Here is a 15,006-nt window from a genome sequence, read left to right as displayed (position 1 = left end):
TCAGATTCCGAGGATGCCATGAATCAAAGTTTTCTCCCCTTTTCCCGTCCGAGCATGGGTGACCAGGAGATCGCTGCAGTAGAGCAGGTATTGCGCAGCGGTTGGATCACCACAGGCCCCAAGGCCCAGGAACTCGAACAGGCATTTGCTCGCCGCGTCGGTTGTGCCCATGCCGTGGCATTGTCCTCCGCCACCGGCGCCATGCACATCGCATTGCTGGCCATGGGCATCGGCCCGGGCGACGAGGTCATCACCCCGTCCCAGACCTGGGTGTCCACCGCCAACATGATCTGCCTGCTGGGCGCCACGCCGGTGTTCGTCGACGTTGATCGCGACACCCTGATGGCGGATGTCAGCGCCATCGAGGCGGCCATCACCCCGCGCACCAAGGCCATCATCCCGGTGCATTACGCCGGCGCCGCCTTCGACCTGGATCCGTTGTACAGCCTGGCCGAGCGCCACGGCATCCGTGTGATCGAAGACGCCGCCCACGCCGTGGGTACCCACTACCGCGGGCGCGAGATCGGTGCCCAGGGCACGGCAATCTTCTCGTTCCACGCCATCAAGAACATGACCTGCGCCGAAGGCGGCATGTTCGTCAGCGATGATGAAGCCTTTGCCAACCGCGTGCGCATGCTCAAATTCCACGGCCTGGGCGTGGACGCCTATGACCGCATGACCCATGGCCGCAAGCCGCAGGCGATGGTTCAGGAACCAGGTTTCAAGTACAACCTGGCCGACATCAACGCCGCCATTGCCCTGGTGCAACTGGAGCGCGTGGACGCTATCAACGCCAAGCGCGCGCAACTGGCCCAGGCCTACCTGGAACGTCTCAAGCACCTGCCGGTGCTGCCGCTGACCCAGCCCACCTGGCCGCAGCAGCACGCCTGGCACCTGTTCATCCTGCGCATCGACCCGGAACGTTGTGGCATGGATCGCGAAACCTTCATGAAAGGGCTTCAAGATCAAGGCATTGGCACCGGCATCCACTTCATTGCCACGCACTTGCACACCTGGTACCGGCAGAAATTCCCGGACGTGCACCTGCCCAACACTGAATGGAACTCGGCCCGCCTGTGCTCCATCCCGCTGTTCCCCGACATGACCCTCGATGACATCGAGCGCGTTGCCTGCGCCATTGAAAAAACCCTGGACCACCGCCCGTGAGACCTTATCCGATCAACACCGTGTCCATCGTGATACCGGTGTACAACGAAGAACAGAGCCTGCCGGAGCTGTTGCGCCGCACTGAAGCGGCCTGCGCCCAGTTGACCCAGAAGTACGAGATCGTGCTGGTGGACGACGGCAGCCGCGACGCCTCGGCCGACATCCTGCAGGACGCCGCCGAGCGCCCGGGCAGCCCTGTAGTGGCGGTGATCCTGAACCGTAACTACGGTCAGCACGCGGCGATCATGGCCGGTTTCGAACAGTGCATCGGCGACCTGGTGATTACCCTGGACGCCGACCTGCAAAACCCGCCGGAAGAAATTCCGCGCCTGGTCGAGCAGGCCGCGCTGGGCTACGACGTGGTCGGCACCGTGCGCAACAACCGCCAGGACTCGGCCCTGCGCCGCTGGCCGTCGAAGCTGATCAACCTGGCCGTGCAACGTTCCACCGGCGTGGCCATGAGCGACTACGGCTGCATGCTGCGCGCCTACCGCCGCAGCGTCATCGACGCGATGCTGGCCTGCCGCGAGCGCAGCACCTTCATCCCGATCCTGGCCAACAGCTTCGCCCGCCACACCACCGAGGTGCTGGTGCAGCACGCCGAACGCGAGCATGGCGACTCCAAGTACAGCCCCATGCGCCTGATCAGCCTGATGTTCGACCTGGTCACCTGCATGACCACCACGCCCCTGCGCTTGCTGAGCGTGGTCGGCATCGGCATGGCGGCCCTGGGCATGCTGTTCGCCGTGGCGCTGATTGCCCTGCGCATGATTTACGGCGCCGCCTGGTCGGGCCACGGTACCTTCGTACTGTTCGCCGTGCTGTTCGTGTTCACCGGTGCGCAATTCATCGGCATGGGCCTGCTGGGTGAATACCTGGGCCGCATGTACAGCGACGTGCGTGCCCGCCCGCGCTTCTTTATCGAAAAGGTGCTGCGCAGCAACGAACCTGCTGGCGGCAACACCGAGCCTCACCCTGAATCCTCGATTTCCATTTCTTCCAGCAAGGCTGCCTCATGAACCAGAAAGCTGTTGTCTTCGCCTATCACGATATCGGTTGCGCCGGCATCAATGCCCTGCTCGAGGCAGGCTATGACATCGCCGCCGTCTTCACCCACGCCGACGATCCCAAGGAAAACAACTTCTACGGCTCGGTTGCCCAGTTGTGCGCCCGCAAGGGTATCCCGGTACACGCACCGGAAGACGCCAACCACCCGATCTGGATCGAGCGCATCGCCAAGCTCGACGCCGACTTCATCTTCTCGTTCTACTACCGCAACTTGCTGAGCGAAGCCGTGCTGGCCTGCGCCAAGCAAGGCGCGTTCAACCTGCACGGTTCGCTGCTGCCCCGCTACCGCGGCCGCGCTCCAGCCAACTGGGTGCTGGTAAAAGGCGAAACCGAAACCGGCGTTACCCTGCACCGCATGGTCAAGCGTGCCGACGCCGGCGCCATCATTGCCCAGCAACGCGTGGCCATCGAACGCTCCGACACCGCCCTGAGCCTGCACGCCAAACTGCGTGAAGCGGCCAGCGTCCTGCTGAACGAAACCCTGCCCCTGCTGGCCAAAGGCGAAGTCAGCGAAACCGCCCAAGACGAAAGCCAAGCCACCGTGTTCGGCCGCCGCACCCCGGCCGACGGCCTGCTGGACTGGAGCCGCCCGGCTGAAGAGCTGTTCAACCTGGTCCGCGCCGTGACCCAACCTTACCCAGGCGCCTTCTGCGCCGTGGGCGAGCACAAGCTGATTGTCTGGGGCGCTGAAGTCGTCGCCGGCAACCAGGGCTTCGAGCCTGGCCACGTGATCAGCGTTGAACCGCTGCGCATCGCCTGCGGCACCGACGCCCTGCAAATCACCGCTGGCCAGCGCAACAATGACGGCCTGTACCTGAGCGGCCCGCAACTGGCTCGCGAACTGGGCCTGGTAGACGGCTCCAAACTGATCGGCAAGGCCGCCGGCCGCCCTGTGCGCCGCACCCGCGTACTGATCCTGGGCGTCAACGGTTTCATCGGCAACCACCTGTCCGAGCGCCTGCTGCGCGACGACCGCTATGAAATCTACGGCCTGGACATCGGTTCCGACGCCATTGAGCACCTGCGCGGCAACCCGCGTTTCCACTTTGTGGAAGGCGACATCAGCATCCACTCCGAGTGGATCGAATACCACATCAAGAAGTGCGACGTGGTACTGCCGCTGGTGGCCATCGCCACCCCGATCGAATACACCCGTAACCCGCTGCGCGTATTCGAACTGGACTTCGAAGAAAACCTGAAAATCGTTCGTCACTGCGTGAAGTACAACAAGCGCGTGATCTTCCCGTCCACGTCGGAAGTCTATGGCATGTGCCAGGACAGCCACTTTGACGAGAACACGTCGAACCTGATCGTCGGCCCTATCAACAAGCAGCGCTGGATCTACTCGGTCTCCAAGCAACTGCTGGACCGCGTGATCTGGGCCTACGGCGACAAAGGCCTGAAGTTCACCCTGTTCCGTCCATTCAACTGGATGGGCCCGCGCCTGGACCGCCTGGACTCGGCGCGTATCGGCAGCTCGCGCGCCATTACCCAGCTGATCCTGCACCTGGTGGAAGGCACCCCGATCCGCCTGGTGGACGGTGGCGAACAGAAGCGTACCTTCACCGACGTCGACGACGGCATCGAAGCACTGGCGCGCATCATCGAAAACCGCGACGGCAAGTGCGACGGCGAGATCATCAACATTGGTAACCCGACTAACGAAGCCAGCATTCGCCAATTGGGCGAAGAGCTGCTGCGTCAGTTCGAAGCCCACCCACTGCGCGGCAACTTCCCTCCATTCGCAGGCTTCCGTGAAATCGAAAGCAAGGCGTTCTACGGCAATGGCTACCAGGACGTGACCCACCGCACCCCGAGCATCGAGAACGCCCGTCGCCTGATCGACTGGACCCCAACCATCGAGCTGAGCGAAACCATCGGCAAAACCTTGGACTTCTTCCTGCGCGAAGCCATGGTTGAAATCGAGAGCAAGCGTTAATGCAGGCAGGTCTGCGCATCGACGTCGACACCTACCGAGGCACCCGTGAAGGGGTGCCGCGGTTGCTGGAACTGCTCGACGAAGCCAAGGTAAAAGCCACGTTTTTCTTCAGCGTCGGGCCGGACAACATGGGGCGCCACTTGTGGCGCCTGATCCGCCCGCAATTCCTGTGGAAAATGCTGCGCTCCAATGCCGCCGGTCTCTACGGCTGGGATATCTTGCTGGCCGGCACCGCCTGGCCCGGCAAGCCCATCGGTCGAGACCTGGGGCACCTGATGCGCCAGGCCCGCGATGCCGGTCACGAAGTGGGGCTGCACGCCTGGGATCACCATGGCTGGCAGGCCAACGCCGGGACCTGGAGCGACGCGCAATTGCACGAGCAGATCCGCCAGGGCGTTGAAACCCTGAACGATATCCTCGGGCAGCGCATCGACTGCTCCGCCGCCGCCGGCTGGCGCGCCGACGAGCGCGTGGTGCAGGCCAAGGAAGACTTCGGCTTTCGCTACAACAGCGATTGCCGAGGTAGCCACCTGTTCCAACCGCGCCTGGCCGATGGCTCGCCGGGCACCGTGCAAGTGCCGGTGGACCTGCCCACCTTTGACGAGGTGGTGGGGCCGACGGTCAGTGCTGCCGGTTTCAATGATTTTATCCTGGACCGCTTCAAGCCTGGAGGCTTGAACAACTACACCATTCACGCCGAGGTTGAAGGGATTCTGATGGCTGACGATTTCCGCCGCTTGCTGGCAACGGCACGCGAGCGACAGATACAGTTCCAACCGCTGGGCAACCTGTTGCCCCAGGACACCGGCAGCCTGCCGGTGGAACAATTGACACGCGGCGTGCTGGAAGGCCGCGAGGGTTGGCTCGGGGTTCAACGACCATGAGCCAGCGCTGGACCCTGCCCGTCTTGCTGTTGGCATTCGGGCTTTTCTACCTGCTGCCCCTGCCCTTCCATGGCCTGTGGATTCCCGACGAAACCCGCTACGCGCAAATGAGCCAGGAAATGCTGCTGACCGGCAAATGGGCCGCGCCGCATTTCATGGGTTTTCGCTATTTTGAAAAGCCGGCCGCCGGCTACTGGTTCATCGCCATCGGCCAGTGGCTGTTCGGCCAGAACCTGTTCGGCGTGCGCGTGGCCTCAGCCTTGAGCCTGGGCCTGAGCGTGGTGCTGACCTATCTTGCGGCCAACCGCCTGTGGGGCGACAAGCGCAAGAGCCTGATCTGCGCCGTGCTGTACATGAGCTTCGGCCTGGTGGCCGGCCAGGCCGGCTATGCCAACCTGGACCCGCAGTTTACCCTGTGGGTGAACCTGAGCCTGGTGGCGTTGTGGTTTGCGGTTGACAGCCACACCACGCGTGCACGCCTGGTCAACTGGGGGCTGCTGGGGTTTGCCTGCGGCATGGGCTTCATGACCAAGGGCTTCCTGGCCTGGGTGTTCCCAGTGCTGATCGCCGCCCCTTACATGATGTGGCAGAAACGCTTCGGCGAACTGGTGCGCTACGGGCTGTTCGGTGTGCTGGTTGCCGTGCTGGTCTCGGCGCCCTGGGCGCTGATGGTCAATGCCCAGGAGTCGGATTTCTGGTCGTTCTTCTTCTGGCACGAGCACATCCGCCGCTTTGCCGGCGATGACGCGCAGCACTCCCAGCCTTTCTGGTTCTACCTGCCGTTGCTGGCCGCCTCCAGCTTGCCGTGGGCGCTGTTGCTGCCGGCCACCGCGCGCCACGCCTGGCAGGCCCGCAGCAACCACAAGGTGATGTTCGTGCTGTTGTGGCTATTGCTGCCGCTGGCGTTCCTGAGCCTGAGCCGCGGCAAGCTGCCTACTTATATTCTGCCGTGCATGCTGCCGTTGGCGCTGCTGGTGGGCCATGCGCTGAACAAGGCGATGGCCGACGGCAAGACGCGGATGCTGCGCGCCAACGCCCTTCTCAACCTGGCCATCGCCCTCATTGGCCTGTCTGCCATCGCCTGGCTGCAGATGAAAAAGCCGGTATTCGTGGACGAACCGCAACACCTGGCGCTGGCCCTCGTGGCCTTGGCCAGCGTGGCCGTCGTCAATCTGCTGGCCTGGGCCAGGCCGCTGCGATTCTGGGCCGCACCGGCCGTGGGCATGGGCCTGCTGGTGGCAATGCTGCCGTCGGCGTTGCCCGACACCATTGTCAACAACAAGACCCCGGATGCGTTTATCGCCCGGCACACCGATGAACTGCGCCAGGTGCAGACGTTGCTCAGCAACGACCTGGGCGCCGCCTCGGCGCTGGCCTGGCACGTGGCCCGCCCTACCGTGTACTTGTACAACACGGTAGGCGAGACCAAGTATGGTCAAAGCTACCCGGACGCCAGCGGTCGCCAGGTGGAACTGGACCAGGTGCAGGCCTGGATGACCGAGGCACGCCGCAAGGGCTCGGTGGGCGTGGTGATGCGCGTGAAGAGCGATGATGAAGTGCACGAAGTCGAGTTGCTGCCCAAGGACGGCAAACGCTTCGAACAGGGCAACCTGAAGATCTTCATCTTCGACCAGGCTGCGCCATGATTTTCCTTCTGCTGCTGGCGGCCTGCACCCTCACCTGCCTGGGCCAGATCGCGCAGAAACTGGCGGTGGAGTCCTGGCGTGACGCCCCTGGCGGCGCCATGGCCAAGCTGGCCACGCCGTGGCTGTGGCTGGCCTTGGTGTGCCTGGGCCTGGGCCTGCTGTTGTGGCTGCTGGTGTTGCAGCACCTGGAGGTGGGCATTGCCTACCCCATGCTCAGCCTCAACTTTGTGCTGATTACGCTGGTGGCCAAGTTTGTTTTCAAGGAACCCGTGGATGCCCGCCATTGGCTGGGCGTCGGTGTGGTGATGGCCGGCGTGCTGTTGCTGGGGTGGCAGGCATGAGCCGCGCACAGGGGTTTGCCCTGGCGAGCGGCAGTGTGCTGCTGGTCAGCGCCGCACAACTGGGCATGCGCTGGAGCATGACGCGCCTGCCGGTACCGGCGCAGTGGTGGGACACACTCCTTAACGGGCCTGTGCCATGGCTGGCACTGGGGGTGGTGATGGCAGCGATATTCGCCTACGCCCTGTCGATGTTGTGCTGGCTGGGTGCGTTGCAGCACCTGCCGCTGGGCCGGGCGTATTCGCTGCTGAGCGTCAGCTATGCACTGGTTTACCTGCTGGCGGCGAGCCTGCCGGCGTTCAATGAACATTTTTCGCTGTTGAAAAGCTTGGGGGTGACGCTGGTTATCCTCGGTGTGCTGACCATCAACTCGCGACGTACACACGGCAACAAGTCATAGGATCTGCGCAATGAAAATCAGTGTTATCGGTAGTGGTTACGTAGGTCTGGTGCAAGCCACCGTATTGGCCGAAGTGGGTCACGACGTGATCTGCATGGACGTCGACCAGCATAAGGTCGACCAATTGTCCAAGGGCCATGTCACCATCTTCGAACCCGGCCTTTCAGCGCTGGTGCGCGAGAATCTGGACAGCGGTCGCCTGCATTTCACCAGCGACGAAAAAATGGCCATTGAACACGGTGAAGTGCTGTTCATCGCCGTGGGCACGCCGTCTGGCGACGACGGCTCCGCCGACCTGAAATACGTGTTCTCGGTGGGCGACGCCATTGCCCGTCACCGCGTGGAGCCGCTGATCATCGCGGAAAAATCCACCGTGCCGGTGGGCACCGGTGACGCCCTGCAGAAGCACATCAACGAACGCTTGGCCGAAGCCGGCCGTACCCTGCAATTCGATATCGTCTCCAACCCCGAATTCCTGAAGGAAGGCTCGGCGGTACGGGACTGCCGTCGCCCGGACCGTATCGTCATCGGCTGCGAACGCCAGGAAGTGCGCGACGTGATGCGCGACCTGTACGCGCCGTTCAACCGCAACCACGACCGCATCCTGTTCATGGACCTGCGCAGCGCCGAGCTGACCAAGTACGCCGCCAACTGCATGTTGGCCACCAAGATCAGCTTCATCAACCAGATCGCCGAGCTGGCCGAGCACCTGGGTGCCGACATCGAGGCCATCCGCCTGGGCATGGGCGCCGACCCGCGCATCGGCTACGACTTCATCTACGCCGGTTGCGGCTATGGCGGTTCGTGCTTCCCCAAGGACATGCGCGCGCTGATCCACACCGCCGAGGCCGCCAACTGCTCCAACGACCTGCTGCAGGCCGTGGAAGCCATCAACGAGCGCCAGAAGCACAAGCTGTTCGAGCGGGTGAAAGCCTACTTCAAGGGCGACCTCAAGGGCCGCACCTTCGCCGTCTGGGGCCTGGCCTTCAAGCCCAACACCGACGACATGCGCGACGCGCCGAGCCGTGAGCTGATGGAAGCGCTGTGGGCGGCCGGTGCCCAGGTGCGCGCGTTCGACCCTGAAGCCATGCAACAGACCCAACTGCTGTACGGCGAGCAGCCCGACCTGATGCTGATGGGCACCCCGGAAGCCACCCTGGCCGGCGCCGACGCGCTGATCATCTGCACCGAATGGCAACAGTTCAAGGCCCCGGACTTCGACCTGATCCAGAAGCGCCTGGCCAACCCGGTGATCTTCGACGGTCGTAACCTGTACGACGTGGAGCGCCTGGCGCAGAAAGGCATCACCTACTTCCCCATCGGCCGTGGCGAGTCGTGCAACCTGCCCATTCCGCACCAGAAGTGGCAGTGACCCCCCTGGCGACGCGGTGTGCCTGACACACCGCGTCGCAAGACGCCGCCTCGTAGAAGCCGCCGCAGGCTGCGAAGGCACGCACGGCGTGCCCGAACTGCGGCGCCTGGTTCGCGGCCAGGGGCCGCTCCGGCTCAGTCCCGGCCGGTCAGGAAGTAGAACGCCCTGCCCCCCACCATCACCTTGTTCAGCACCGTAACGCCCACCTGCGGTTCATCGCTCATTTCCATCACCGCCACGTTGCTCGGCGCCTGCGCCAAAAACTGCGTCACCGCCTCATCGGTGGGCAACGCGGGCAATAGGCTCCGGCTATAAAACACCCCTGCCCCCGCCAGGCGCTCGCTGGGCATGGCCAGCGCCACGTGGCGCCCTTGCGCCTGGTAGGCATGAATCTGATCGGTCACCGGCAGAAACGACTCTTCGTGGTCAGCCCGTGGCACCACCCAGATCGCCACCCCCAGGAAAGCCACCACCACAACACCCATGACCGCTGCCGCCGCCCGATGCCACTGCACATTGCCGCGCCAGGCCTGCAAACGCGCCAATAGCACCATGGCGTATTCGGTGCCGATCACCGCTGCCGCAGGCGCCAGCGAAGTCAGATAAACCATGCGTTTGCTCGACGCCAGGGTCAGCAGGGTGAACTGCGCCAGCACCCACAGGCTGAAAAACATCAGATGCGGTTGCACTCGCCACTGCTTGCGCAAATGCCAAAGCCCCACGTACACCAGCAGGTTCCATGGCAGGAACGCCTGGGGCAGTTTGCCCAGGTAGTAGTAGAACGGCTCGAAATGCCCCGCATCGGTGAACGAGCCATCGAAACGCCCCACACTGTTGGCCCACAGCAATTCCTTGAGCGCCTGGAAGCCGCCCTGCTGATACAGGAACCCCAGCCACACCATCAAGGGAACAAGCCCCACCACCGTCAACCCGGCAGGCCAGAGCCAGCGCCCCACTTGCAGGCGGCGTTGCTGTACCGTTTCGGCCACCAGCCAGGCGAAGATCACCACGCCGGGCATGGCCAGGCCCAACATGCCCTTGCTCAGGGTGGCAATGGCAATGCCCACGACGAACAAAAGGGCACTGCCGACGCTGCGGCGCTGGCTGGCCTGGTAGAACGCCAGCAAGGCCAGGGTCACGCCCAGGCTGAGCAGCGAGTCCTCGCCCACCTGGCGCACATTGGCCCAGTAACTGGCGCTGGTGGCCAGCATCAACCCCGCCGTCATCGCCACGGTGGCAGGGCGGCCTATACGGCGCAGGAAGCCGAACAGCAGCAGCACGCTGCACAACCCGGCCAGTGCCGAGGCCAAACGGACTGACAGGGTGCGCGGGCCGAACACGCTCAGGGCCACGCTATCGAGCCACAGGCTCAAGGGGGGTTTTTCCAGGAACGGCTCACCATTGAGGCGCGGTGTCACCCAGTCCTGCAGCAGGTGCATTTCCATGGCAATACCGCCCACCCGCGTTTCGGTGGAACCCTGCAGTTGATAGCTGCCCAGGGCCACGAAAAACAGCAGGCAGGTGATCACCAGCAACAGCAAAAAAGGGCGTTTCGACGTCATGTCCGGGGGGTCCGAGATGAGAGAACGAAGACTGTACGGGACTGCCATGGCAGTGGGGTGAATCTTGCGCAACCCGACAGCCAATATTCAGCCATGCACCCAGCCACGCTGGATAGGCAAGGCAAACAGCCGCCGATACAGGCGCTCCAGACGCTCAAGCAGCCCCACGTGCACGGGCGCCTTGCCCAGCACCGCCAGCAACCCCCAGACGCTGGCGACCGACACCAGCAACGCACCAACGATATCAAAGGGAAAATGCACGCCCAAGTAAATCCTCGAAGCGCCCACTAGCACCCCTGTCCCCACCAGCAACATTCCCAGCCTGCGCCGGTGCTGGCAACAGAACGCCACTCCAAGGGCAAAGAACACCGTGGCGTGGTCGCTGGGAAAGGACGTCTCGGCCGCATGGTCCAGGAAGGTGTGCCCCAAGGGAATCATGAACGGCCTGGGGTGGAAGGCCACCAGATCGATCAACTGGTTGCCGCACAGCGCCACCAACAGCGCCAATGCCGCCACCAGTACGGTGCCACGGCTGCCCCGCGCATCCCAGAGCCACAACCCCAGCAACAGTGCCGGAATGGCGTAGATCAGCCATTGCCCCATGCCCAGAGCCAAAGCCAGCAGCACAGCGGACGGATGATCACTGGCATTGAGTGACAAGAACAGGGAACGGTTCAAAGCTTCCAGCATCGGGGTCTCCGGCACGGTCAGGGGGGATGAATGCGTCGCCAGTGTGAAAGGCCATCAGTCAAAACGAGGTGAAATGGCGGTCAACGAACAGCGATTTCCTGCAAAGTCCCCTCAACGGTTTTTTCTCATTTCAGTCACGCAATCGCAACGCCCCGTCGCCTAGCCTTCCTTGCCCTGGTCCATGAGCGACCAGCATTCGTACACTTCTGGCCAGGCGTTGATTGACCGATGAAAGACACCTTGATGGGTTTTCTCAAGACCGAGCGCGGAGCGCTTATCCTGCTGCTGGGCGTATCCGCCATTGCCCTGTTGCTGGGCCTGGGCCAACGGGAGCTGTGGGGGGCCGAAACCCGCTGGGCCAATATCGCCCTGCAGATGCTGCAAAGCGGCGATTATTTCGACCCCTACCTCAAGGGCGCGCCCTACTACGACAAGCCACTGCCCTCCTACTGGCTGATCACGGCCACCGCCGGGCTGCTGGGTGGCCTGGGGCACTGGTCGCTGCGCCTGCCCTCGGTGATCGCCGCGTGGCTGAGCATCTGGCTGGTGTACCTGATCGGCGAACAACTGTTCCGCAAGGGCACCGGGTTGATCGCCGGCTGGCTGCTGGCAACCACCTTCTACTTCCTGGTGTGGTCGCGGGTGGCCACTGCCGACGTACTGACCGTGTTCGGTGTGCTGGCGGCCGTGTGGTGGTACTGGCGCGACCCGCTGGACACGAGCTTTTCCCGCTACGCGGCGTTTTTCCTCATGCTGGCACTGACGTCGCTGCTCAAGGGGCTGATCGGCTTCATTCTGCCGGGGTTGATGCTGCTGCCGCATCTGCTTGGCGAGAGCCGCTGGAAGCGTCATTTGAACCTGCGCCTGCTCGCGACCCTGGTGGTGGCCGGGCTGGTGTACATGGTGCCGTTCGTGCTGTCGCACCTGTACGGCCAGCCCACCTATGGTGAGAGCGGCCTGGCGCTGGTGATCCGCGAAAACGTGGTGCGTTTCTTCAAGCCGTTCGATAACTTCGGCCCCCTCTATACCTACTTCCTGTACCTGCCGGTGTACACCCTGCCCTGGGCTCCGTGCTGGATGATCGGCCTGTGGCTGGCCGTGCGTAACTGGCGCACCACCGATGCCAGCACGCGCTGGCTGGTGCTGGGCCTGGGCCTGATGTTTGCGTTCTTCACCGCCTGTGGCAGCCGCCGCAGCTACTACGTGCTGCCGCTGGTGCCCTTTGCCCAACTGCTGGGTGCTGCATGGCTGACCCAGTACCTGGCCAACCGCCCGGCCAGCGCCCGGCGTTGGCAACGGGGCATTGGCATCAGCGCCGTGCTGATGATCCTGATCGTGGGGGTTATCTACCCCTGGACCAACGGCAATGGTGGCATCATGCGTTTTGGCCAGGACGTGCAGACCCGCGCCAGCGAGCAGGCGCCTTGGGACCAGTGGCACCTGGTGATGCTGGAAGTGGACAACAAGCTGCCGATGTACGTGCAGAATCACGGTGCGCCTTTTACTTACATCGCCGCCAACGAGGACTATCCCCGCGAAGGCACCAGCGCTGACTTCATGGCCTGGCTGGCCAAGCGCACAGGACAGACATGGGACCCGGCGCGCACCATCATCTTCGCCCAATACCCGACGTTTAAGCAGCTGCCCTTGCGTTACCTGGCCGAAGACCATGACATGGTCATGACTCAGCCCAACAACGGTGCGCGACTGTTCCGTGCCCACGACAATCAGAGCATTGCCTTCATCCCCAGCGCCACTTCCACGGCGGTAGTCCAACGCCAGCCGTGACTGCTATGGTGGGGCCTCATGCATCTGCCATTCGATGAGGCCCCATGCTCGACCTTGACCGGCTGCGTGCCGACACCGCTCACTGCGAACAGCTGATCCACCTCAATAATGCCGGCGCGTCCCTGACGCCCCGGGTGGTGCTGAAGACGGTCAGCCACCACCTGCATCAAGAGGTGCTACTGGGTGGCTACGAGGCAGGCGACGCGGCCCATGCCGAGGTGGCTGCCGTGTACACCTCAGTCGCCCGCTTGCTCAATGGCCAGCCCACGGAAATCGCCATCCTCGACAACGCCACCCGCGCCTGGGACATGCTGTTCTACGCCCTGCCGTTCAAGCCCGGCGATGTGGTGCTGACCTCGATCAGCGAGTACGCCGGCAACTACATTCCTTACCTGCAACTCAAGCAACGCCGCGGCATCGAGATCGAAGTGCTGCCCAATGATGCCCACGGCCAGGTATCGCTGCCCGCCTTGCAGGCGCGGCTAGCGCGTCCGGGGGTGGCCCTGGTGTCGTTGCCGATGATTGCCAGCAACGGCGGCGCCGTGCAGCCGGTGCATGACATTGGTGCGCTATGCCGTGCGGCGGACGTCGTGTTCCTGCTGGATGCCTGCCAGGCGGCCGGCCAGATACCTCTGGACGTCAAGGCCATCGGCTGCCACATGCTGACCGGCACCAGTCGCAAATACCTTCGAGGGCCGCGCGGGGTCGGTTTCCTGTACATCGAACAGGCGCTGTGCGAACGCCTGGAGCCACCCTTCCTGGACCTGCACGCTGCATCGCTGGTCAGCGCCGACCGATTCGAGATACGCGCCGATGCCCGACGCTTCGAAAGTTGGGAACACAACGTGGCGGCAACGCTGGGCTTTGGTGCGGCCGTGGATTACGCGCTGGACTGCGGCGTGGACCACCTGTGGGCCCGCATCCAGCACTTGGGCGCCTACCTGCGCCAGGCGCTGGCGGAACTGCCCGGCGTGCACTGCCAGGACGCAGGCCGCCCCCTGACAGGGCTGGTGACCTTCACCAGCGACCGGCACGCGCCCGGCGAAATCAGGCAGCGCCTGGCCGCCTTGGCCACCCGCATCAACGTCACCGTGGCAGGTGCTGGCTCGACCTGGCTGGACATGCAGCGACGCGGCCTCCCCGAGGTCGTTCGCGCCTCGGTGCACGCCTACAACACCGAAGCAGAGCTGGACGCGCTGGTGACGGCACTGCGCGACCTCTGAGGCGTACAGGTATGGCTACGCCAGCTTGCGTTCCATCAGCCGCTCAAGCACGCGCAGCGGCGCGCGTTCAATGTCCTGCATAGCGTCTATCGGCAGCAGGAAGGTCTGCTCCAGAGCGCATCTGCCACCGGTGGCAGCGTGGGACACCTGGTCGGTGAAGACCATCCACGTGGTGCCGGCCTGGAACTCGTATACACTCTGCGGCGCCGTGTCCTGATAGGCCTGGTCAGCCTTCATGTGGTCGTGCAGGTGCAACATGTAGTGGTCATAGGCACTGCGCGGCGCCTTGGTAATGCCCAGGGCATTGAGCACCGTGGCCGAGCCCCACACGGGCTTGGGCAACGCCTTGGCGTAGCGGTGGGCCAGCTGTTCGAAGGGTTCGCCCAGGCGCCAGCAGCGTGGTTCGCCCTGGGGATTGATGTTGGCGAACACGCGCAGGATGCGCTTGCCGCGCGTGGGCGAGGACGGGAAGTTGTCCACGTGCAGGCGTGTGTCATCCTTGCGCCAGGACGACTGGCGGCCGGCGATTTCCTCGGGGCGAAAACTGGTGCGTGCGCGCTGCAACGAACCGGCATAGGGCTGCAGCAAATTGCGGGTAAGGGTTTCGGCGAAATCGGCAAAACGCCCGACCATGGCCTGCATCTGCCGGGCACGGGCTTCATCGCCCTCCACGCCCTTCAGCGCGTCGCCGCGCGGGGACAAGCTGATGTTCTTGCTCTTGCCGCCCACCCGCGGGGCCAGCAGGTCGAGCTCCAGTTCGTCGATTTCAAAACGCAGGTCCGGGAAGGCCAGTACGTTGCCGGCCTCCAGCGCTGCAATACCACGGGCTTGAACCCCTGCCTCGATCGTGTCTTTCCAGGCAGTGAGGGGCAAGCTGACAACTTCAGTCATAAAATTCGCCTTCGCAGATCCATGTGCAGCATGTGCA

At 63.7% G+C, this 15,006-nt stretch carries 13 protein-coding genes; 10 read left to right on the top strand and 3 right to left on the bottom strand.

Features of this window, described 5'->3' with window-relative positions:
- Positions 1–18 precede the first annotated feature (18 nt).
- From arnB to PMM47T1_RS14305, 8 genes are read left to right on the top strand one after another with little or no spacing between them, the layout of a single operon-like run.
- On the top strand, positions 19–1,167 hold the full coding sequence (gene arnB / locus PMM47T1_RS14340) for a UDP-4-amino-4-deoxy-L-arabinose aminotransferase (protein WP_008370036.1): 1,149 nt from the start codon (positions 19–21) through the stop codon (positions 1,165–1,167).
- Positions 1,164–2,186, top strand: coding sequence for an undecaprenyl-phosphate 4-deoxy-4-formamido-L-arabinose transferase (gene arnC / locus PMM47T1_RS14335; RefSeq protein ID WP_008370034.1), 1,023 nt, complete (start codon positions 1,164–1,166; stop codon positions 2,184–2,186). Before arnB ends, arnC begins: the two co-directional genes overlap by 4 nt.
- Positions 2,183–4,174 (top strand): bifunctional UDP-4-amino-4-deoxy-L-arabinose formyltransferase/UDP-glucuronic acid oxidase ArnA, encoded by a 1,992-nt coding sequence (gene arnA / locus PMM47T1_RS14330; RefSeq protein ID WP_008370032.1) that lies wholly within the window; start codon positions 2,183–2,185, stop codon positions 4,172–4,174. The genes arnC and arnA overlap by 4 nt, the downstream gene beginning before the upstream one ends.
- Positions 4,174–5,058: a 4-deoxy-4-formamido-L-arabinose-phosphoundecaprenol deformylase gene (gene arnD, locus PMM47T1_RS14325; protein WP_008370031.1), complete on the top strand. Its 885-nt coding sequence runs from the start codon at positions 4,174–4,176 to the stop codon at positions 5,056–5,058. Before arnA ends, arnD begins: the two co-directional genes overlap by 1 nt.
- Positions 5,055–6,704 carry a lipid IV(A) 4-amino-4-deoxy-L-arabinosyltransferase gene (gene arnT / locus PMM47T1_RS14320; RefSeq protein ID WP_008370029.1) on the top strand — a complete coding sequence of 550 codons (1,650 nt, stop codon included), beginning with the start codon at positions 5,055–5,057 and terminating at the stop codon, positions 6,702–6,704. Before arnD ends, arnT begins: the two co-directional genes overlap by 4 nt.
- Positions 6,701–7,045, top strand: a complete 345-nt coding sequence (gene arnE / locus PMM47T1_RS14315) for a 4-amino-4-deoxy-L-arabinose-phosphoundecaprenol flippase subunit ArnE (RefSeq protein ID WP_008370026.1) — start codon at positions 6,701–6,703, stop codon at positions 7,043–7,045. The genes arnT and arnE overlap by 4 nt, the downstream gene beginning before the upstream one ends.
- On the top strand, positions 7,042–7,443 hold the full coding sequence (arnF, locus tag PMM47T1_RS14310) for a 4-amino-4-deoxy-L-arabinose-phosphoundecaprenol flippase subunit ArnF (protein WP_008370024.1): 402 nt from the start codon (positions 7,042–7,044) through the stop codon (positions 7,441–7,443). Before arnE ends, arnF begins: the two co-directional genes overlap by 4 nt.
- A 10-nt stretch (positions 7,444–7,453) precedes the next feature.
- Positions 7,454–8,815: a UDP-glucose dehydrogenase family protein gene (locus tag PMM47T1_RS14305; RefSeq protein ID WP_008370022.1), complete on the top strand. Its 1,362-nt coding sequence runs from the start codon at positions 7,454–7,456 to the stop codon at positions 8,813–8,815.
- 134 nt (positions 8,816–8,949) lie between these two features.
- On the opposite strand, the gene PMM47T1_RS14300 is transcribed toward PMM47T1_RS14305, so the two are convergent.
- Together PMM47T1_RS14300 and PMM47T1_RS14295 are read right to left on the bottom strand one after the other, a co-directional pair.
- Positions 8,950–10,377, bottom strand: coding sequence for an ArnT family glycosyltransferase (locus tag PMM47T1_RS14300; protein ID WP_008370020.1), 1,428 nt, complete (start codon positions 10,375–10,377; stop codon positions 8,950–8,952).
- 87 nt (positions 10,378–10,464) lie between these two features.
- The gene (locus PMM47T1_RS14295) at positions 10,465–11,067 is read right to left on the bottom strand and encodes a phosphatase PAP2 family protein (protein ID WP_008370018.1); all 603 of its coding nucleotides are present in this window, start codon (positions 11,065–11,067) and stop codon (positions 10,465–10,467) included.
- Positions 11,068–11,310: 243 nt separating this feature from the next.
- Here PMM47T1_RS14295 and PMM47T1_RS14290 point away from each other — a divergent pair, with 243 nt between their 5' ends.
- Positions 11,311–12,855, top strand: coding sequence for an ArnT family glycosyltransferase (locus tag PMM47T1_RS14290; RefSeq protein WP_043301075.1), 1,545 nt, complete (start codon positions 11,311–11,313; stop codon positions 12,853–12,855).
- A gap of 44 nt (positions 12,856–12,899) precedes the next feature.
- On the top strand, positions 12,900–14,078 hold the full coding sequence (locus PMM47T1_RS14285; RefSeq protein WP_008370014.1) for an aminotransferase class V-fold PLP-dependent enzyme: 1,179 nt from the start codon (positions 12,900–12,902) through the stop codon (positions 14,076–14,078).
- 15 nt (positions 14,079–14,093) lie between these two features.
- Here PMM47T1_RS14285 and PMM47T1_RS14280 read toward each other — a convergent pair whose 3' ends face one another.
- Complete coding sequence (locus PMM47T1_RS14280; RefSeq protein ID WP_008370012.1) at positions 14,094–14,969, bottom strand: Kdo hydroxylase family protein; 876 nt, start codon at positions 14,967–14,969, stop codon at positions 14,094–14,096.
- Positions 14,970–15,006 lie beyond the last annotated feature (37 nt).

This window comes from Pseudomonas sp. M47T1 (genome assembly GCF_000263855.1).
Taxonomy (GTDB): domain Bacteria; phylum Pseudomonadota; class Gammaproteobacteria; order Pseudomonadales; family Pseudomonadaceae; genus Aquipseudomonas.
This window is presented reverse-complemented; position numbering and strand designations above follow the sequence as displayed.

Coding starts and splice junctions, on each gene's coding strand:
- PMM47T1_RS14290 (WP_043301075.1), top strand. CDS start 11,311: ATGGGTTTTCTCAAGACCGAGCGCGGAGCGCTTATCCTGCTGCTGGGC.
- arnT (WP_008370029.1), top strand. CDS start 5,055: ATGAGCCAGCGCTGGACCCTGCCCGTCTTGCTGTTGGCATTCGGGCTT.
- PMM47T1_RS14305 (WP_008370022.1), top strand. CDS start 7,454: ATGAAAATCAGTGTTATCGGTAGTGGTTACGTAGGTCTGGTGCAAGCC.
- arnF (WP_008370024.1), top strand. CDS start 7,042: ATGAGCCGCGCACAGGGGTTTGCCCTGGCGAGCGGCAGTGTGCTGCTG.
- PMM47T1_RS14295 (WP_008370018.1), bottom strand. CDS start 11,067: ATGCTGGAAGCTTTGAACCGTTCCCTGTTCTTGTCACTCAATGCCAGT.
- arnA (WP_008370032.1), top strand. CDS start 2,183: ATGAACCAGAAAGCTGTTGTCTTCGCCTATCACGATATCGGTTGCGCC.
- arnE (WP_008370026.1), top strand. CDS start 6,701: ATGATTTTCCTTCTGCTGCTGGCGGCCTGCACCCTCACCTGCCTGGGC.
- arnB (WP_008370036.1), top strand. CDS start 19: ATGAATCAAAGTTTTCTCCCCTTTTCCCGTCCGAGCATGGGTGACCAG.
- PMM47T1_RS14300 (WP_008370020.1), bottom strand. CDS start 10,377: ATGACGTCGAAACGCCCTTTTTTGCTGTTGCTGGTGATCACCTGCCTG.
- arnD (WP_008370031.1), top strand. CDS start 4,174: ATGCAGGCAGGTCTGCGCATCGACGTCGACACCTACCGAGGCACCCGT.
- PMM47T1_RS14280 (WP_008370012.1), bottom strand. CDS start 14,969: ATGACTGAAGTTGTCAGCTTGCCCCTCACTGCCTGGAAAGACACGATC.
- PMM47T1_RS14285 (WP_008370014.1), top strand. CDS start 12,900: ATGCTCGACCTTGACCGGCTGCGTGCCGACACCGCTCACTGCGAACAG.